Consider the following 18,854-nt stretch of genomic DNA (forward strand, 5'->3'; position numbering starts at 1 on the left):
TTGCCGTGGGGAATCGGCGGACGCTAGCCGGCCGGCTTTCCGAAGATGCCTCCATTGCCGTTGCCGCCGTTGCCATTGGTTCCTGGCGGTGTCCCCGTCGGACTGGTCGACGGGGTGCCGGTAGGTGCACCGGTGGCTCCGCCATTGCCATTGCCACCCGGGGTGCCGCAGGTCCAGTCCTGCCACGGATTACACGACTGGCTTGGGCTGGGGCTGGTGGACGGCGTACCCGATGGCGTAGCCGACGGGGTGGAGGACGGGGTGCTGGACGGCGTGCTGGACGGCGTCGGTGCGGGGCTGGACGCGCCGCCACCCCAGACGGCCTCACCGATGGGCTCAGGCTCGGGGAAGGTCTCGGGGTTCGTGTTCTTGAGCGCTTCCTTCATGTACGTCTGCCAGATCTCGGAGGGGAACGACGCTCCGTGGATCTTGTCCTGGGCGCCGGTGCCGTACATCTCCAGGAACTCGCGCTTCTTGCTCTTCTCGTTGTCGTCGAGCCGGTACATGTCGATAGCGGTCGACAGCTGCGGCGTGTAGCCGACGAACCAGGCCGACTTGTTGCCGTCGGTCGTACCGGTCTTTCCGGCGACCTGCCGACCGGGGAGCCGGGCGTTCTTGCCGGTGCCCTCGGGCTCGTCGACGACAGACCTGAGCACGTCGGTCACATTGCTCGCGACGGCCGTGGTGAAGGCCTGCTTGGTCCTGTCCTCGTGCTCGTAGACCGTCCTGCCCTCATGCTCGACCTTTTTGACGGAGAACGGGTCGCGCTGCTTGCCGTTGGCCGCGAACGTCGCGTAGGCGCCGGCCATGCGGATGGCGCTGGGGGAGGAAATACCGATCGAGAAGGACGGAACGTTCGACTTGGACAAGGAGGACTCGAGCAGGCCGGCCTTCACCGCCGACTTTCTGACCTCCGGGATGCCGATGTCCATGCCCAGCTGCACGAAGGGCGAGTTGGCGGAGTGGACCATGGCTTCACGCAAGGTGATGTTCTTGTACGACTCGCCGCCGTCGTTGGTCTGCAGCCACTCCTCTCCCTTCTCGTTCGTCCAGACGGAACCGTCGTACTTCTTGATCTTGAGCTTGTTCTTGCCGTTGTAGACGCTCTTGTCGGGATCGACGAGCTTGCGATCATCCAGCCCCTGGTCCTCGGCCTTGAGGGGGTCACGCACACCGGTTTCCATCGCGGCCGCCAGGACGAACGGCTTGAAGGTCGATCCGACCTGGGCACCGGTCTCGTTGGCGTTGTTGGTGAAGTGCTTGGTGGCATCGTCGCCGCCGTAGACCGCGGCGATCTCGCCGGTCTTCGGGTTGACCGAGGCGCCGCCGAACTGCACGAAGGTGTCCGTGTCCGGGCGCTTCTTGGGCTTGATGTTGGCGTCCTGGACCTTCTTGACCGCGGCCTTCAACTTGTCGACCTTGTCCTTCTGGAAGGTCGTGTGAATCTCATAGCCGCCGTTCGCGAGTTTGTCGGCGTCGATGCCCTGGTCGTTGTTGTTGAGGAAGTTGGACTTGGCAAGGTCCACCAGGTAGCCGACCTGCCCGCTCAGCTGGGCGTTCTTCTTGATCGCAACGGGCATCGGGAGCTTTTTGAACGTGGCCCGCTCGGCGGCAGGAAGGTGGCCGTCCTTGACCATCTCGTCAAGGATCCAGTTCCAGCGCTTGGTGGCGCGGACCGTGTTGGCCTGGGGCGTCGCCGCAGCGTCGATGTCCACGGCGCCGGCCGGGTCGTAGTAGGTGGCGCCCTTGAGGAGCGAGGCGAGGAACGCGCACTCGCCCGCGTTCAGGTTCGATGCGTCCTTCCCGTAGTACGTGCGGGCGGCGGCCTGAATGCCGTAGGCACCGCGTCCGTAGTACGAGGTGTTCAGATAGCCCTCCATGATCTCCGGCTTGCCCAATTGGGTGCCGACCTTTATGGAGATGAAGAGCTCCTTGAACTTACGGCTCAGGGTCTGGGACTGGTCGCCGAGCCGTGCGTTCTTCACATACTGCTGGGTGATGGTGGAGCCACCCTGGGTCTGCCCGCCCTTGGCCATGTTCACCAGGGCTCGGGCGATACCCATCGGGTCGATGCCGGAGTCGTCCTTGAACGTCTTGTTCTCCGCCGAGATCACCGCGTTCTGCATGTTCTCGGGGATCTGCGAGATCGGGATGATCTGTCGGTTGATCTCACCGCCGGTGGAGGCCATCGGGGTGTCGTCCGCCCAGTAGTAGACGTTGTTCTGCGCCTTGGCAGCCTTGTCCTGGTCCGGAACCTGCACCATCGCGTACGCGATGGTCGCCGCGGCCATCAGACTGCCGACGAAGCCCAGGCACAGCCCGGTGACGAGCTTCCACGACGGCACCCACCGCCGCCATCCGTACTTGTTGTGGCGCGGGTAGTCGATGATCCGTTTCTTGGACGGACGCCCCCCGCGACCGCGGCCGGGACCGTCATGGCCCCCGCCACCGCCGCCGCCACGTCGGCCGCCACCGCGACCTCCGTGACCGGCGCCCGCGCCCTCCTCCGCTCGTCTGCGACCACCGCCGCTGCGCTGGGCGGCACGGCGGGCTTCGGCGCGGCCGCTGTACGGACGCTCCTCGCCGTACGAGGCGGAAGGGGAGCCTGACGTGGTGCCCCGGCTCGGGGCTGCGCGGCGGCCGGCTGGCGGCTGGGCGGCGCGCCTGGCCCCGGCTCGTCCGCCACCCGGCTGCTGCGGCGGTTTGCGACGGTGCTCGCTCATCGAACGACTACTCCTCGGGCAGGCGAGACGCCTGGAAGCGGCAGTTGAGTTCCGGTCCCCCCGAAATGGATACGGACCAGCCCCGCAAAGAGCTCATCCGCTGTACATCCACGTCAAGGACGCTCTCAGGCGTCACATGGTTCCCGGCGGTCTGCATGCCGCACAGACTACGCACGGCCAAAACCCACCTAGCACCAAAGTTCACCCCAAATCAGGCAATTCGCCTCCTACGAATTGACGATGTGACGCCGTTCACCATGGCCCCTCTTGTCGCAGCAGAAACCTCGTTCTATCGTGCTGATGTATCGAGTCGATACATCAGCACGACATAAGAGATCGACGCGGCGAGGGAGGCGACGATGAGCAGGCGCTCCGGCATCCTCGAGTTCGCCGTGCTCGGTCTTCTCCGTGAGGCCCCGATGCACGGCTATGAGCTGCGGAAACGGCTCAATACCTCGCTGGGTATCTTCCGGGCCTTCAGCTACGGGACCCTCTACCCCTGCCTCAAGACGCTGGTCGCCAACGGCTGGTTGATCGAAGAGCCGGGTAGCGCTCCTGAGGACGCCCTCGCCGCATCACTCGCAGGGCGCCGCGCCAAGATCGTCTATCGGTTGACGGCGGAAGGTAAGGAGCACTTCGAGGAACTGCTTTCGCACACCGGCCCGGACACCTGGGAGGACGAGCACTTCGCGGCTCGCTTCGCCTTCTTCGGGCAGACGGAGCGCGAGGTGCGGATGCGGGTACTCGAGGGCCGTCGCAGCCGGCTGGAGGAGCGTCTGGAGAAGATGAGCGCCTCCCTGGCTCGTACCCGCGAGCGCCTCGACGACTACACGCTTGAGCTGCAGCGCCACGGAATGGAGTCCGTGGAGCGCGAAGTGCGCTGGCTGAACGAGCTCATCGAGAGCGAGCGAGCGGGGCGGGATCAGCGACAGCCCTCACCCGAGAGCTCAGCTCAGCAGGACAACACACCTGGAGCGACGGGCGGCCTGCCCCGGCACAGGAGTGCCGAGTCGTCCGGGGGCATGTCCCCAGGACCCTCCACCCCGCCGGATCCGTCCGACGACACCGCCAAGTGAGGCTCTGCGATCCGCAGGGTTTCATCCGGAATACCGAGATCACACAGGGAGCAACCGGAATGGGTTCGGTTCGCGTAGCCATCGTCGGCGTGGGAAACTGCGCCGCCTCGCTGGTGCAGGGCGTCGAGTTCTACAAGGACGCCGACCCGGCCGGCAAGGTGCCGGGTCTGATGCATGTCCAGTTCGGCGACTACCACGTCTCTGACGTCGAGTTCGTGGCCGCCTTCGACGTGGATGCCAAGAAGGTCGGCCTCGACCTGGCGGACGCCATCGGCGCCAGCGAGAACAACACCATCAAGATCTGCGACGTGCCGAACTCGGGCGTCACCGTGCAGCGTGGCCACACGTACGACGGCCTGGGCAAGTACTACCGCCAGACCATCGAGGAGTCGGCCGAGGCTCCGGTCGACATCGTCCAGACCCTCAAGGACAAGCAGGTCGACGTCCTGGTCTGCTACCTGCCCGTCGGTTCCGAGGACGCTGCGAAGTACTACGCGCAGTGCGCCATCGACGCCAAGGTCGCGTTCGTCAACGCTCTCCCGGTCTTCATCGCCGGCACCAAGGAGTGGGCGGACAAGTTCACCGAGGCCGGCGTGCCGATCGTCGGTGACGACATCAAGTCGCAGGTCGGTGCCACCATCACGCACCGCGTCATGGCGAAGCTCTTCGAGGACCGGGGCGTCGTCCTGGACCGCACGATGCAGCTGAACGTCGGCGGCAACATGGACTTCAAGAACATGCTCGAGCGTGATCGCCTGGAGTCCAAGAAGATCTCCAAGACGCAGGCCGTCACCTCCCAGATCCGCGACCGCGAGCTGGGCGAGGACAACGTCCACATCGGTCCGTCGGACTACGTGGCCTGGCTGGACGACCGCAAGTGGGCCTACGTCCGCCTCGAGGGCCGTGCCTTCGGCGAGGTGCCGCTGAACCTCGAGTACAAGCTCGAGGTCTGGGACTCCCCGAACTCCGCGGGCATCATCATCGACGCCGTTCGCGCTGCGAAGATCGCCATGGACCGCGGCATCGGCGGCCCGATCCTCTCCGCCTCCTCGTACTTCATGAAGTCCCCGCCGGTCCAGTACTTCGACGACGAGGCTCGCGAGAACGTCGAGAAGTTCATCAAGGGTGAGGTCGAGCGCTAAGCGTTCGACCTGCTGAGTCGCGGAGGGTCCCCGGGTAATCCGCCCGGGGACCCTCCGCGTATGTGACGCTTGCTGGCATGCCTGTCGTACGTGATCTGCGCGTACTCCTGCGCCTGACCGACTTCCGCCGGCTGCTGGCGGTCCGGCTGCTCTCCCAGTCGGCCGACGGCGTCTATCAGGTAGCGCTCGCCACGTACGTGGTCTTCTCCCCGGAGAGACAGACCTCCCCGGCCGCAATCGCCTCCGCCATGGCCGTGCTACTCCTGCCGTACTCCCTGATCGGCCCCTTCGCGGGCGTCCTGCTGGACCGCTGGCAGCGCCGTCAGGTCCTTCTGTACGGGAATCTGCTGAGGGCCCTTCTCGCCGGCGTCACCGCACTGCTGATCCTGGCGTCCGTACCCGACTGGCTCTTCTACGCCTCGGCCCTGTCCGTCACAGCGGTCAACCGCTTTGTGCTGGCCGGCCTCTCGGCCGCCCTGCCCCGTGTGGTCGACACCGACCGGCTCGTCATGGCGAATTCCCTCTCGCCGACGGCCGGGACCCTCGCCGCGACCGCGGGTGGGGGACTCGCCTTCGCGGTACGGCTGGTGTCCGCAGACTCCGATGCCGCGGTGGTGCTGCTCGGCGCCGTCCTCTACCTCTGCTCGGCACTGGCCTCGCTCCGGATGGCACCTGAACTGCTCGGCCCCGAGGAGGAGTTGGTGCAGCCGCGGCTGACTGCCGCGCTGGCGTCCACGGCGCATGGGCTCGCGGCCGGACTGCGACATCTCTCCGTGCGTCGCAGGGCAGCCCGTGTGCTGGCCGCGATGACGCTCATGCGCTTCTGCTACGGCGCGCTGACGGTGATGGTGCTGATGCTCTGCCGGTACGCCTGGTCCGACACGGAGTCGGACGGACTGGCCCTGCTCGGTCTCGCCATCGGCATCTCGGGCGCGGGGTTCTTCGCGGCGGCCGCGCTGACTCCATGGGCGGTAGGCCGGGTCGGGCAGTGCGGATGGATGGTGTGGTGCGCGGGGGCGGCTGCCATCCTCGAACCAGCGCTGGGCCTGCCATTCGCGCCTGTACCAATGCTGGTCGCCGCGTTCGTCCTGGGGCTCATCACCCAAGGCGCAAAGATCTCGACGGACACCGTGGTGCAGACATCGGTGGACGACGCCTATCGCGGCAGGGTCTTCTCCCTCTACGACGTGCTCTTCAACGTCGCCTTCGTGGGCGCTGCGGGAGTCACCGTGCTGATGCTGCCTCCTGACGGCCGGTCGGTACCCCTGGTCGTCATGGTCGCGCTCATCTACGCGGTTGTCGCCGTAACTATGGCCCGTTGGAGCCGTGTTGGCACAGTGCTATAGCGTGCCCGCGTCAAACGAAGGATCGCAAACGTTTACGGGGGACTTCCCGCATGACTTATCCGCCGCAGCAGGGCCCGGGCGCGTACGGACACCCTGACCCGTACGCACAGCAGCCTCAACAGCCATACCCGCCGCAGCCCGGCTACGGATATCCGCAGCAGCAACAGCAGCCCTACCCACAGCAGCCTCAGCCGGGGTACGGCCACCCGCAGCAGCAGGGGCAGCCGTACCCGCCGCAGCAACAGCAGTGGGGCACCCCGCCGCCGGCGCCCTCGTCCCGTGGCGGCGGCCTCGGCGCCAAGACCATCCTGAAGATCATCGTGGCCGTCATAGCCCTGATCGTCTTCGCGATCGCCTACTTCATGAGCCAGGACGATGCCGACAAGGCGGAGGTCGGCGACTGCATGAAGAACAGCGGATCCACGGCCAACGCCGATCTTGAGGTCGTGGACTGCGGTGACTCCAAGGCTGCCTACAAGGTCACTGAGGTGCTCCCCAACACGACGGACACGAGCCGCTGCAAGTCCGATCTCACCTATGTCGAGCAGACGCGTGGGGGAAGGCGCAGCTCGGGTAAGCAATTCGTGCTCTGCCTGAACGAGATCAAGAAGTAGCCGCATACGTGGAGGGCGGTGTTTCACGTGAAACACCGCCCTCCACGTATCGAAGCGGCGCCATGTTTCACGTGAAACATGGCGCCGCTTCACGCTCAGCGCCCGCACTCAGCTCTGCGTCGCCCACCATTCCTTCAGCGCCGCGACCGCTGCGTCATGCTCCATCGGCCCGTTCTCCAGGCGCAGCTCCAGCAGGAACGCGTACGCCTTGCCGATCACCGGACCGGGGCCCACGCCCAGGATCTCCTGGATCTGGTTGCCGTCCAGATCGGGCCTGATGGCGTCCAGCTCCTCCTGCTCCTGAAGCTGCGCGATGCGATCCTCAAGCCCGTCATAGGCCCGGGAGAGGGCGCTCGCCTTGCGCTTATTGCGCGTGGTGCAGTCCGAGCGGGTCAGCTTGTGGAGCCGGGTCAGCAGCGGCCCCGCATCACGTACGTACCGCCGCACTGCCGAGTCGGTCCACTCCCCGGTCCCGTAGCCATGGAAACGCAGATGCAGCTCCACCAACCGCGAGACGTCCTTGACCATGTCGTTGGAGTACTTGAGCGCGGTCATCCGCTTCTTGGTCATCTTCGCCCCCACGACCTCGTGGTGGTGGAAGGAGACGCGGCCGTCGCTCTCGAAGCGCCGGGTCCGCGGCTTCCCGATGTCATGGAGCAGTGCGGCCAGCCGCAGCACGAGGTCCGGGCCGTCCTCCTCAAGGTCGATGGCCTGCTCGAGGACGATCAGTGAGTGCTCGTACACATCCTTGTGCCGGTGGTGCTCGTCACTCTCCAAACGCAGGGCAGGCAGTTCGGGCAGCACATGGTCGGCCAGGCCGGAGTCGACGAGCAGTCCCAGTCCCTTGCGGGGCTGGGTGGAGAGGATCAGCTTGTTCAGCTCATCGCGCACCCGTTCGGCGGAGACAATGTCGATGCGGTCCGCCATCTCCTTCATCGCGGTGACGACCTCGGGCGCCACCTCAAAGTCCAGCTGCGCGGCGAAACGGGCGGCCCGCATCATCCGCAGCGGGTCGTCCGAGAAAGACTCCTCGGGCGTACCGGGGGTCCGCAGGACGCGCGCGGCGAGGTCCTCCAGACCGCCGTGCGGATCGATGAACTCCTTCTGCGGCAGCGCCACGGCCATCGCGTTCACGGTGAAATCGCGGCGTACGAGGTCTTCCTCGATCGAGTCGCCGTAAGAAACCTCGGGCTTACGAGACGTCCTGTCGTACGCCTCTGAGCGGTACGTCGTCACCTCGATCTGGTAGCCGCCCTTCTGACAGCCGACTGTCCCGAAGGCGATCCCGACCTCCCACACGGAGTCCGCCCAGGGGCGGATGATCTTCAGCACGTCCTCGGGACGGGCGTCCGTCGTGAAGTCCAGGTCATTGCCGAGCCGGCCGAGCAGTGCATCCCGTACCGAGCCCCCGACCAGGGCAAGGCTGAGCCCGGCCTCCTGGAAGCGGCGGGCGAGGTCGTCGGCGACAGGGGACACCCGCAGCAGTTCACTGACCGCGCGGCGTTGCACCTGGCTCAGTGCAGTGGGGTTCTCTTCATTGGCGTTCGGCACAACAGAAAAGGGTACGTGCCGGGGCCGACCTGAGCGCCCCTGTTTATGGCCGCCCCGGAAGCTCCTTCCGATCACGTGAGGCACTCCGCGGCACTTCGGCGCCGCGCATCTCGTTACCATGCGTGGACGCAAGAGCCGAGAAGCACCAGAGGCACCAGACGACAAGGGACGGGCGAGCGCGTGGCCGAGGCGGCAGACTTCCAGGGGATGGGTCCTTCTCCTGCCCGCCGGTGGCTGCGACGCACAGCCTCCCTGATCGCCGGCGCCCCGCTCGTGGCCGGACTGCTGTGTGGTCCTGCCGCTCCTTCCGCGCACGCCGCCGAGACCACCGAAGCCGCCACAAGCTCCCGCTCAGTCGATGTGTCTCTCGACACTCTTACGCCGGTCGCCCCGGGCAAGAGCGACACACTCACAATTTCTGGCTCGGTGTACAACAAGGGCAAGCAGACCGTCACCGACGCTCAGGTCGATCTACGGGTGGGGCCGACGCTGTCCAGCAGGACTGCCATCGACCGTGCCGCCGAGCGGACCGGCTACGCCGCGGGCATCGACCCTGCGCCGGTCGACGGCAAGTACACGGTAAAGATCCCGAAGCTCCCCTCCCACATCAGCCGGGACTTCAAGCTCTCGGTCCCGGTGAGTGACCTCGAACTCAACGAAGACGGCGTCTACCAGCTCGGTGTGTCCCTGTCCGGGCAGACCCCGGCCGAGCCCTTCGACCATGTGCTGGGCATCGAGCGCACCTTCCTGCCCTGGCAACCCGAGGCCACGGAGAAGAAAACCCAGTTCACCTATCTCTGGCCGCTGATCTCTTCGACGCACCTCACCGCGGAAACCGGGTCCGACGAGCAGCAGACCCCGGTCTTCGAGGACGAGAGCCTGGCCAGGGAACTTGCCTCCGGCGGGCGGCTCGAGCAGCTCGTCTCGCTGGGCAGTGATCTACCCGTGACCTGGGTCATCGACCCGGATCTGCTGGCCACAGTCGATGCGATGACAAGGAACTACCAGGTCAAGAACGGGACCACCACCGTCGCGGGGAAGAACCAGGCCCTGGCCAAGCGATGGCTGCGCTCCGTCGAAGCCGCGGTGCAGGGGCGCAAGGTCGTCGCTCTGCCGTTCGCCGACCCGGATCTGGCGTCCGTGGCCCACCGCGGCAAGGACATCTCCGGCTCTCTCAGCCATCTGCAGCCGGCCACCGAAGTCGCCGAGACGACGGTGGAAACGATCGTCCATGTGAAGCCGACCGTCGACTTCGCCTGGCCGGTGGACGGAGCGATCGACTCCTCGATCGTCGACGTCGCCACCTCTGCCGGCGCCCACAAGGTGATCGCCCGCAGTGACAGCCTGCGGGACAACCTGTCGTACACGCCCAGTTCGGCGCGGCCGATCGGCGGCGGGACGACAGCGGTAGTCGCCGACGCCCGGCTCTCCACCGCCTTCCAGGGCGACATGCTGAAGACCGGGACTTCCACTCTCGCTGTGCAGGAGTTCCTCGCTCAGACGCTCGCGCTGACCCTTCAGGTCCCGGGCAAGGAGCGGAGCATCGTTGTCGCCCCGCAGCGGATGCCGACCGCGTCCCAGGCGCAGTCCATGGCCCGCGCGCTGCAAGCCCTCAATGCTCAGCGCTGGACCCAGCCGCTCGATCTGGTCGCAGCCGCGGGCGCCAAGCCCGACGCCGATGCGACGACCAAGGTGCCCGCCTCCTCCCGCTACCCCGGTCAGCTGCGGAAGCAGGAGTTGCCGGTCCAGGCGTTCCAGGACATCAGGACCACACAGAACACCCTGGACAACTTCAAGGTCATCCTCACCGCACAGGACCGGGTAGTGACGCCGTTCGGCCGGGCGATCGACCGGGAGATGTCGACGTCCTGGCGCGGCAGCCCTGCGGCGGCCCAGCTGTATCGCGACAGTGTGCGGACCTATCTGCAGAGCCTCACCGAAGAGGTACAGCTGATCGAGAAGTCGCAGGTGACCCTGTCGGGGCGTAGTGCGACGATCCCGGTCACCGTGCAGAACAAGCTGGTCCAGGGCATCGACCATCTGGTGCTGCGGCTGAGGTCGGACAACCCCACGCGCCTCAGCCTCGACCACGACAAGGGCATCGCCGAACAGCCGATCAAGGTCGAGGGCGGCCACAGCCAGTCGGTGAAATTCGCCGCTTCGGCCAACGCCAACGGCCCGGTGCAGATGACAGCCCAGCTCTACACCGAGGACGGCAAGCCATACGGCCTGCCCATGGAGTTCACGGTGAAGGTCTCCGAGATCACACCGACCGTGATGCTCGTCATCGCGGGCGGCGTCCTGCTGCTCGTCCTCGCAGGCGTCAGGATGTACAGCCAGCGCAAGCGCGCGGCTGCCCGCGAGGCGGCCGCGGAGGATGCGGAGGGCACAGAGGAGGCTGCTGAGGGCACTGAGGGCTCGGAAGGTGACATCAACAGCCCCGATCCCGGGCAGGCGAGTGACCCGACACCGGACACCGGACCGGAAAGCGGCGACCCGTCGGGCACGGGTGAGAAAGTGGACCGTTGAGCGATGTCGTGGCCGGCCGGCCCGGGACGATGAGGTGGGGTAGCAATGAACGCGCCGTACGACGGTGACCGCGGTCAGGGCGGGGGCGGAGACCCGGCAGACCAGGTTCCTCCGCCGCCGCAGCCTGCCCCCGAACCGTACACACAGGACCCGTACGTCCAGGACGCCTACGCCCGTGATCCTTACCGGGCGCAGGATCTGTCCGCCCAGGACCCCGTGACCGAGGCGCTCTACGACCGTGCCTCGCACCCGCCGCCGAGTCCGGGCACGTATCAGGAACCGCCGGCGCTGTACCAGCAGCCGCCGACTCCGCAGCATGCCCCGGACCCCCACGTCTGGGCGCAGACCCCGCCGCCCGAGCCCGCCGGACCGTCGCGTCATCTGCCGTACGGGGAGAACGCCAGGACCACCCAGTTCACCGGCGTGGACGACTTGGTCACCCGGGCCGGTGAGGAGGAACCGGAGCCTGACGCGTTCGCGCACCTTTTCCGGGACCAGCAGACCTCGGGGCAGCCCTCGCCCACTCCCGAGCCGATCCCGGCGCCGCCCGCCCCGAAAAGGCCGAGCGGCCGGGTCTCCGGCCTGATGAGATCCAGCGCGGTGATGGCGGCGGGCACCCTGGTCTCCCGCCTCACCGGCTTCGTCCGCAGCCTGGTTATCACCGCTGCGCTCGGCGCCTCACTGCTCGGTGACACCTACACCGTGGCGTACACCCTGCCGACGATGATCTACATCCTCACCGTCGGAGGCGGCCTCAACTCCGTCTTCGTGCCGCAGCTGGTGCGCTCGATGAAGAACGACGACGACGGCGGCGAGGCCTACGCCAACCGTCTGCTCACCCTCGTCATGGTGGCGCTCGGGATCATCGTCGCCATCGCGGTATTCGCGGCACCGCTGCTGATCCATCTGATGTCGGACACCATCGCCAGCAGACCGGCGGCCAACAGCGTCGCCGTCACCTTCGCCCGGTACTGCCTGCCCACAATATTCTTCATGGGTGTGCACGTGGTGATGGGCCAGATCCTCAACGCACGTGGGAAGTTCGGCGCGATGATGTGGACTCCGGTCCTCAACAACATCGTCATGATCGCCACGTTTGGCCTGTTCATCTGGGTCTACGGCACCTCTGCCGAATCCCAGATGGGGGTCCAGACGATCCCGCCTGAGGGTGTCCGGCTGCTGGGCATCGGCACCCTGCTCGGCCTCGCCGTCCAGGCTCTGTCGATGATCCCGTATCTGCGCGAGACGGGCTTCCGCTTCCGTCCCCGCTTCGACTGGAAGGGTCACGGCCTCGGCAAGACCGTCAAGCTGGCCAAGTGGACCGTGCTGTTCGTCCTCGCCAACCAGGCGGGTGTGCTGGTCGTCACCCAGCTCGCCACCGCTGCCGGTGAGGCCTCCGGGAGGTCCGGCGCGGGCATCCTCGCCTACTCCAATGCCCAGCTGATCTGGGGCATGCCGCAGGCCATCATCACCGTCTCGGTGATGGCCGCCCTGCTGCCCCGCATCTCCCGCGCAGCCCACGACAACGACCCGGGGGCCGTACGCGACGACATCTCCCAGGGCCTGCGCAACTCCGCGGTCGCCATCGTCCCGGTCGCCTTCGCGTTCCTCGCCCTCGGCGTCCCGATGTCCACACTCCTGTTCGCCTCCAGCGGCCTGGAGTCCGCCCGGGGCATGGGCTTCATCCTCATGGCGTTCGGCCTCGGCCTCATCCCGTTCTCCGTGCAGTACGTCGTACTGCGCGGCTTCTACGCGTACGAGGACACCCGCACGCCCTTCTACAACACCGTCATCGTCGCCGGGGTCAATGCCGCTGCCTCCGCGCTCTGTTACGTGGTCCTGCCGGCCCAGTGGGCGGTTGTCGGTATGGGCGCCTCGTACGGCCTCGCCTACGCCGTTGGCGTGGGCGTCGCCTGGCGGCGGCTGAAGAACCGGCTGGACGGTGACCTGGACGGCTCCCGCGTCATGCGTACGTACACCCGGCTCGGCATGGCCTCCGTCCCGGCCGCGGCCGCCGGCGGCGCGGTCGCCTTCTTCGTCATGAGGGGACTCGGCAGCGGCGCTGCAGGCTCGCTCGCCGCGCTGGTCGCCGGCGGAATCGTGCTGCTGGGCGTCTTCTTCGTCGCCGCGAAGCGGATGCGCATCGATGAGCTCAACGCCCTGGTCGGAATGGTCCGCGGACGCCTCGGACGGTAGGACCCGAGTACAGCACAACCATCGTCAGCCGCCGTGTGTCGTGCATAGCGGCCGACTGTGGGCACAATTGGCATGGCTTTTGGATAGGGCGCAACGGATGGGGAGGCAGGAACGACGGTGGCGGAACGTAGCACGGCTGCCGTCGACGTGGCCGACAACAGCGGAGACGACCCGCTGACCGCGCAGGCGGGCAAGGCCACGACCGACGGGGCGGCGGAATCCCAGAACTCGGCGGAGAAGACCGCACCGGACACGGGCAGCGAACGGCAGGGCACCGAACCCGCCATCGCTGCGCCCGAACTGCACAGTGGCCACAAGCTCGCCAGACGCTACCGCCTCGAGGAGTGCGTCACCCGTCTGGACGGTTTCAGCAGCTGGCGTGCTGTCGACGAGAAGTTGCGCCGTGCAGTGGGAGTGCATCTGCTTCCCGCCGATCACTCGAGGGCGCGCTCAGTGCTCGCCGCGGCCCGCTCCTCAGCACTCCTCGGCGACCCTCGATTCGTACAGGTCCTGGACGCCGTCGAAGAGAACGATCTCGTCTACGTCGTCCATGAGTGGATTCCTGACGCGACGGAGCTCACGGCTCTGCTCGCCATGGGCCCCATGGAGCCTCACGACGCGTTCCAGCTCGTCGACCAGCTCTCTCAGGCCATGGCCGCAGCGCACCGTGAAGGCCTTGCCCACCTCAGGCTCACCCCTGGCGCGGTGCTGCGGAGCTCGACCGGGCAGTACCGGATCCGCGGCCTCGCGGTGAACGCCGCTCTGCGCGGAATCACCGCCGATGGACCACAGCGTGCCGACACCGAGGCGATCGGTGCGCTTCTCTACGCGGCGCTGACGCATCGCTGGCCGTACGAGAACGACGCGTACGGCCTCTCCGGGCTGCCCAAGGGCGTCGGACTGCTCGCCCCCGACCAGGTGCGGGCCGGCGTTCACCGCGGCCTCTCGGAACTCGCCATGCGGGCCCTGATCAACGACGGTGCCACTGCCTCCCGCCAGGAGCCGCCGTGCACCACGCCCAACGAGCTGGCCAAGGCCGTGGCGGCGATGCCGCGCATCCGCCCGCCGGAGCCTGCGTTCACCTCACCACCGGAATACCAGCGCACGACCTACCAGCAGGGCACCTACGCACGTCCCGCGCCCCGCCCGGGCACGAGCACCATCCAGCCGGTTCCCTCGCCTCCGGCACCGCTCCAGAGCCGCACCGGCAAGGTCCTCAAGTGGACCGTGGCCGCGCTACTCATCGCCGCGCTGGGGCTGGGCAGCTGGCAGGTGGCGGACAAGCTGATCGACCGCGACAAGGACTCGGTCGATCCGGGCAGCTCGCAGACGGACAGCGGCGAAAAGAACGCCGCACCTGAATCCGGCAAGCCGGTCGCCATCAAGAGTGCCCGTGACTTCGACCCGCTCGGGGACCACTCCGAGAAACCGGCCGGGATAAAGAACAGCTACGACGGCGACCCTGCGACGTTCTGGACCACCGACGGCTACCTCCAGAGCGGTGACTTCGGACGGCTGAAGCCGGGCGTCGGCATCATTCTCGACCTCGGCAAGGTCCAGCAGGTCGGCACCGTGGATGTTTCCTTCCTCGGCGGTGACACCTCCGTGGAGCTGCGGACGGCGTCCGAAGATGCCTCGTCCGAGCCGACAACCCTCGACGGCTTCAACAAGGTCGCCAACGGATCCGGTTCGAATGTGTCCCTCAAGCCCGGCAAGCCGGTACGGGCACGGTACGTTCTGGTCTGGCTGACCAAGCTGCCACAGAGCGACGAGGGCAACTTCCGGGGCAAGGTCTCGGAGATCAAGATCACCAGCTGACGGCACCAGGGGAGGGGGCTCACCGTTGGACGACGCGACACTCGGCGACACAAGCGACCAGGACCTTCTGGCACGCCATGTCGCAGGGGACCCGGATGCCTTCGGTGAGCTTGTACGGCGCCACCGCGACAGGCTCTGGGCCGTCGCCCTGCGAACCCTGGGCGACCGTGAGGAAGCTGCGGACGCGGTCCAGGACGCCCTGGTCTCCGCCTTCCGGGCCGCCCATACCTTCCGCGGCCAGTCCGCCGTCACTACCTGGCTCCATCGCATCACCGTGAACGCGTGTCTCGACAGGGCCCGCAAGGCTTCCTCGCGGAAGACCTCCCCCGTCGACGACACCGAGCGGCTGGAGCAGCTACTTGAGCCTCATGAGTCCGCCGAGGCTCCGGTTGAGCGCAAGGATCTCCACCGCGAACTACTGGCCGCGCTGGCGAAGCTTCCCGTCGATCAGCGGGCCGCGCTGGTGCTTGTCGATATGCAGGGCTACCCCGTCGCGGAAGCGGCCCGCGTCCTCGATGTGCCCACCGGGACCGTCAAGAGCCGCTGCGCGCGTGGGCGGGCACGGCTGTTGCCCATGCTCACCCATCTGCGGAGCGATACCGGGGATAACACCGAGGTCAGCATGGGAAGGAACCGGACGCCGGGGACATCCGTCCCACCGGCGTCGGGACAAAGGGACGCAGGGCCGAATGACCCTGCAGCTGTGAAGGGCGGAGGTGGGCGCGCGTGACATCCACGGCCGACACGACTCAGCACCCGGACGTCTCGGAGATCTCCGACCTCACGGAAGGTCTTCTCTCGCTGGAGCGCACGGCCGATGTGCGGCAGCACCTCGACGGGTGTCCCCTGTGCGCGGATGTACGCACGTCCCTCGAGGAGATTCGCGGGCTGCTCGGCACACTGCCCGGAGCCCACCGGATGCCCGCCGACATCGCAGGCCGTATCGACGCCGCTCTGGCCGCCGAGGCTCTTCTGGACGCCACCGCACCCGCAGAGGCCGCCGATGTTTCACGTGAAACAGCGCCCGTCGCTCAGCAGGCGGACGTCACGCCGACCGACCGGCCAGCGGGACGCCCGCGCGCTGCCACCGGTCCCGGCCGCAGCCGCCGGACACGGCGCCGCCGCACAGCCGTCCTCGGTGCGATCCTCAGCGCGGCCGCAGTAGGCGTCAGCGTCCTGCTCCTTCAGTCCCTGCAGTCCACCGGCGACAACAGCGCAGACTCCGCCAAGAAGGAAGCAAGCGTCAGCTCCGCTGCGGGTGGCACCCAAGACTTCTCCGAGTCCGGCCTGCAAGGCCGCGTGCAGGCTCTGGTCGCCACCAGCCTCGGTCAAGGGGAGCCGAGGATAGAGAAGGGGCCGTCCATCGACAGCCAGTCCAACTCCGTCTCGCCCAAGAGCAAGCCGGATGTGACTGTGCCTCCCTGTATCCAGAAGGGCACCGGCCGGGCCGATACTCCGATCGCCTTCGAGCGGGGTCAGTACGAGGGCAGTAACGCCTACCTCGTCGTGCTGCCGCACTCCACGGACAGCGGTCAGGTCCAGGCGTATGTGGTCGATGCGGCCTGCGTCGACACCGCCCCCGCACCGATGGGCAAGCTCCTGCTGACGACCGCGTACCCTCGCCGCTGACACACCCCTCCGCGCCACTCGGACGTACCGGGAATGCACGCCCCGTAGGATCCGTTGGGTGGGGTGAGAGTCATCGAACCGGCCCCGTAGGCAGCAGGCAGTCCGCAGAAACGAGGAAGACACCCGTGAGCGACGTCCGTAACGTGATCATCATCGGCTCCGGGCCCGCCGGCTACACGGCTGCGCTCTACACCGCGCGCGCATCGTTGCAGCCGCTGGTGTTCGAGGGGGCCGTCACCGCCGGCGGTGCACTGATGAACACGACGGAGGTGGAGAACTTCCCCGGCTTCCGCGAGGGCATCATGGGCCCGGACCTGATGGACAACATGCGTGCACAGGCAGAGCGTTTCGGCGCCGAGCTGGTCCCGGACGATGTCATCTCGGTCGACCTCACGGGCGAGATCAAGACCGTCACTGACACGGCAGGCACCGTTCACCGCGCCAAGTCCGTGATCGTGACCACCGGTTCACAGCACCGCAAGCTCGGTCTGCCGAACGAGGACGCGCTCTCCGGACGCGGTGTCTCGTGGTGCGCGACCTGTGATGGCTTCTTCTTCAAGGACCAGGACATCGCCGTGATCGGCGGCGGTGACACCGCGATGGAAGAGGCCACCTTCCTCTCCCGCTTCGCCAAGTCCGTCACCATCGTCCACCGCCGCGACAGCCTGCGCGCCTCCAAGGCCATGCAGGACCGCGCCTTCGCCGACCCGAAGATCTCCTTCGCCTGGGACAGCGAGGTCGCCGCGATCCACGGCGAGCAGAAGCTCTCCGGTCTGACCCTGCGCAACACCAAGACCGGCCAGCCCTCCGAGCTCGCTGTGACAGGACTGTTCATCGCCGTGGGCCACGACCCGCGCACCGAGCTCTTCAAGAGCCAGCTCGAGCTGGACGACGAGGGCTACCTGAAGGTCGAGGCGCCGTCGACGCGCACCAACCTGACCGGTGTCTTCGGAGCGGGTGATGTCGTCGACCACACCTACCGTCAGGCCATCACCGCCGCCGGCACGGGCTGTTCCGCTGCCCTCGACGCTGAGCGCTTCCTCTCCGCGCTTGCCGACGGCGAGAACGCCGCCGAGCCGGAGAAGACCTCTGCGGTCTGACGCCCGCACCATCCCCCTCACACCCCGCAAAGAAGTAAGGAGGCCGCCGTGGCCGGCGCCCTGAAGAACGTGACCGATGACACCTTCGAAGAGGATGTCCTCAAGAGCGACAAGCCCGTACTGGTGGACTTCTGGGCCGCCTGGTGCGGTCCCTGCCGCCAGATCGCGCCATCCCTCGAGGCCATCGCGGCCGAGCACGGCGACAAGATCGAGATCGTGAAGCTCAACATCGACGAGAACCCGGCCACCGCCGCCAAGTACGGGGTCATGTCCATCCCGACGCTGAACGTCTACCAGAACGGCGAGGTTGCCAAGACGATCGTCGGCGCGAAGCCGAAGGCCGCGATCGTCCGCGACCTCGAGGGCTTCATCGGCGAGTAGCACCGCGCCGTTGTTTCACGTGAAACACGAATGGGTTCATCCCTCACCGGGGATGAGCCCATTCTGGCGTTCGTACTCACAACGGCCGCAGCACCGGCTCCTTCTGAACAGCCCCGAGCAGTCGGTCCAGCGCCAGCTCCACGTCTTCCTTCCAGGAGAGCGTTGTCCGCAGCTCCAGCCTCAGCCGGGGATACGTCGGATGGGGACGCACGGTCTTGAAGCCCACGGCCAGCAGATGGTCGGCGGGCAGCACACAGGCAGGCTCCTTCCAGCGGGCATCCCCGAACGCCTCGATCGCCCGGAAGCCCCGCCGCAGTAGATCCTTGGCGACGGTCTGCACCATCACCCGCCCGAGCCCCTGACCCTGATACCCCGGCATGATCCAAGCGGTCATCAGCTGTACGGCATCCGGTGAAACAGGGCTCGTCGGGAAAGCCGTGGAACGCGGCACATACGCCGGAGGCGCATAGAGAACGAAGCCGACCGGTACCTCGTCGACGTAGACAACCCTGCCGCAGGAGCCCCACTCGAGCAGCACGGCCGAGATCCAGGCCTCTTTCTCCAGTGAGGGTGTTCCCGCCTTTACCGCGGCTTCTCCACTGACTGGATCAAGTTCCCAGAAGACACACGCACGACAGCGCTTGGGAAGGTCCGAAAGGTTGTCCAGCGTGAGTGGTGCAAGCCGACGCCCCATGAAGGCCATTCCTCACTTCCCTCGCCTGCCGCGCTACGAGCAGCTGCCAGCGCGC

At 67.0% G+C, this 18,854-nt stretch carries 14 protein-coding genes; 11 read left to right on the plus strand and 3 right to left on the minus strand.

Translation table 11 applies throughout. The annotated features are described in order from the left end of the window. Positions 1-23: 23 nt before the first annotated feature. The gene (locus AB0D12_RS05345; protein ID WP_362677319.1) at positions 24-2,723 is read right to left on the minus strand and encodes a transglycosylase domain-containing protein; all 2,700 of its coding nucleotides are present in this window, start codon (positions 2,721-2,723) and stop codon (positions 24-26) included. 359 nt (positions 2,724-3,082) lie between these two features. Between AB0D12_RS05345 and AB0D12_RS05350 the strand changes: the two genes are divergently transcribed. From AB0D12_RS05350 to AB0D12_RS05365, 4 genes are all read left to right on the plus strand, one after another. Then, positions 3,083-3,799: a PadR family transcriptional regulator gene (locus tag AB0D12_RS05350; protein WP_362677321.1), complete on the plus strand. Its 717-nt coding sequence runs from the start codon at positions 3,083-3,085 to the stop codon at positions 3,797-3,799. 59 nt (positions 3,800-3,858) lie between these two features. Next, positions 3,859-4,941 (plus strand): inositol-3-phosphate synthase, encoded by a 1,083-nt coding sequence (locus AB0D12_RS05355; protein ID WP_362677322.1) that lies wholly within the window; start codon positions 3,859-3,861, stop codon positions 4,939-4,941. Between the two features lie 77 nt (positions 4,942-5,018). After that, positions 5,019-6,287, plus strand: a complete 1,269-nt coding sequence (locus tag AB0D12_RS05360) for an MFS transporter (RefSeq protein ID WP_362677324.1) — start codon at positions 5,019-5,021, stop codon at positions 6,285-6,287. Between the two features lie 50 nt (positions 6,288-6,337). Continuing rightward, positions 6,338-6,901, plus strand: coding sequence for a hypothetical protein (locus tag AB0D12_RS05365; RefSeq protein ID WP_362677326.1), 564 nt, complete (start codon positions 6,338-6,340; stop codon positions 6,899-6,901). A 108-nt stretch (positions 6,902-7,009) separates the two neighbouring features. Here AB0D12_RS05365 and AB0D12_RS05370 read toward each other — a convergent pair whose 3' ends face one another. Further along, on the minus strand, positions 7,010-8,452 hold the full coding sequence (locus AB0D12_RS05370) for a CCA tRNA nucleotidyltransferase (protein ID WP_362677328.1): 1,443 nt from the start codon (positions 8,450-8,452) through the stop codon (positions 7,010-7,012). A gap of 180 nt (positions 8,453-8,632) precedes the next feature. Between AB0D12_RS05370 and AB0D12_RS05375 the strand changes: the two genes are divergently transcribed. The 7 genes from AB0D12_RS05375 to trxA all read left to right on the plus strand — a co-directional run bounded on the left by AB0D12_RS05375 (position 8,633) and on the right by trxA (position 18,105). Next, on the plus strand, positions 8,633-10,981 hold the full coding sequence (locus AB0D12_RS05375) for a DUF6049 family protein (protein ID WP_362677330.1): 2,349 nt from the start codon (positions 8,633-8,635) through the stop codon (positions 10,979-10,981). A 45-nt stretch (positions 10,982-11,026) separates the two neighbouring features. Next, positions 11,027-13,177, plus strand: a complete 2,151-nt coding sequence (murJ, locus tag AB0D12_RS05380) for a murein biosynthesis integral membrane protein MurJ (protein WP_362677332.1) — start codon at positions 11,027-11,029, stop codon at positions 13,175-13,177. A 117-nt stretch (positions 13,178-13,294) separates the two neighbouring features. After that, positions 13,295-14,995 carry a serine/threonine protein kinase gene (locus AB0D12_RS05385; protein WP_362677334.1) on the plus strand — a complete coding sequence of 567 codons (1,701 nt, stop codon included), beginning with the start codon at positions 13,295-13,297 and terminating at the stop codon, positions 14,993-14,995. A gap of 25 nt (positions 14,996-15,020) precedes the next feature. After that, positions 15,021-15,725: an RNA polymerase sigma factor SigM gene (gene sigM, locus AB0D12_RS05390; protein ID WP_362677336.1), complete on the plus strand. Its 705-nt coding sequence runs from the start codon at positions 15,021-15,023 to the stop codon at positions 15,723-15,725. Then, positions 15,722-16,624: a zf-HC2 domain-containing protein gene (locus tag AB0D12_RS05395; RefSeq protein WP_362677338.1), complete on the plus strand. Its 903-nt coding sequence runs from the start codon at positions 15,722-15,724 to the stop codon at positions 16,622-16,624. The genes sigM and AB0D12_RS05395 overlap by 4 nt, the downstream gene beginning before the upstream one ends. Positions 16,625-16,749: 125 nt before the next feature. After that, a complete protein-coding gene (trxB, locus tag AB0D12_RS05400; RefSeq protein ID WP_327324767.1) occupies positions 16,750-17,724 on the plus strand; it encodes a thioredoxin-disulfide reductase in 975 nt (324 codons plus the stop codon). 48 nt (positions 17,725-17,772) lie between these two features. After that, complete coding sequence (gene trxA, locus AB0D12_RS05405; RefSeq protein WP_142214727.1) at positions 17,773-18,105, plus strand: thioredoxin; 333 nt, start codon at positions 17,773-17,775, stop codon at positions 18,103-18,105. 76 nt (positions 18,106-18,181) lie between these two features. Here trxA and AB0D12_RS05410 read toward each other — a convergent pair whose 3' ends face one another. Next, complete coding sequence (locus tag AB0D12_RS05410; protein ID WP_362677340.1) at positions 18,182-18,799, minus strand: GNAT family N-acetyltransferase; 618 nt, start codon at positions 18,797-18,799, stop codon at positions 18,182-18,184. Positions 18,800-18,854: the final 55 nt, after the last annotated feature.

Origin of the sequence: Streptomyces sp. NPDC048479 (genome assembly GCF_040651435.1) — a bacterium.
Classification (GTDB): Bacteria; Actinomycetota; Actinomycetes; order Streptomycetales; family Streptomycetaceae; genus Streptomyces.

Bases quoted from the DNA above. Each gene is read 5' to 3' on its own strand.
- AB0D12_RS05345 (WP_362677319.1), bottom strand. From the start codon at position 2,723: ATGAGCGAGCACCGTCGCAAACCGCCGCAGCAGCCGGGTGGCGGACGA.
- AB0D12_RS05350 (WP_362677321.1), top strand. From the start codon at position 3,083: ATGAGCAGGCGCTCCGGCATCCTCGAGTTCGCCGTGCTCGGTCTTCTC.
- AB0D12_RS05355 (WP_362677322.1), top strand. From the start codon at position 3,859: ATGGGTTCGGTTCGCGTAGCCATCGTCGGCGTGGGAAACTGCGCCGCC.
- AB0D12_RS05360 (WP_362677324.1), top strand. From the start codon at position 5,019: ATGCCTGTCGTACGTGATCTGCGCGTACTCCTGCGCCTGACCGACTTC.
- AB0D12_RS05365 (WP_362677326.1), top strand. From the start codon at position 6,338: ATGACTTATCCGCCGCAGCAGGGCCCGGGCGCGTACGGACACCCTGAC.
- murJ (WP_362677332.1), top strand. From the start codon at position 11,027: ATGAACGCGCCGTACGACGGTGACCGCGGTCAGGGCGGGGGCGGAGAC.
- AB0D12_RS05410 (WP_362677340.1), bottom strand. From the start codon at position 18,799: ATGGGGCGTCGGCTTGCACCACTCACGCTGGACAACCTTTCGGACCTT.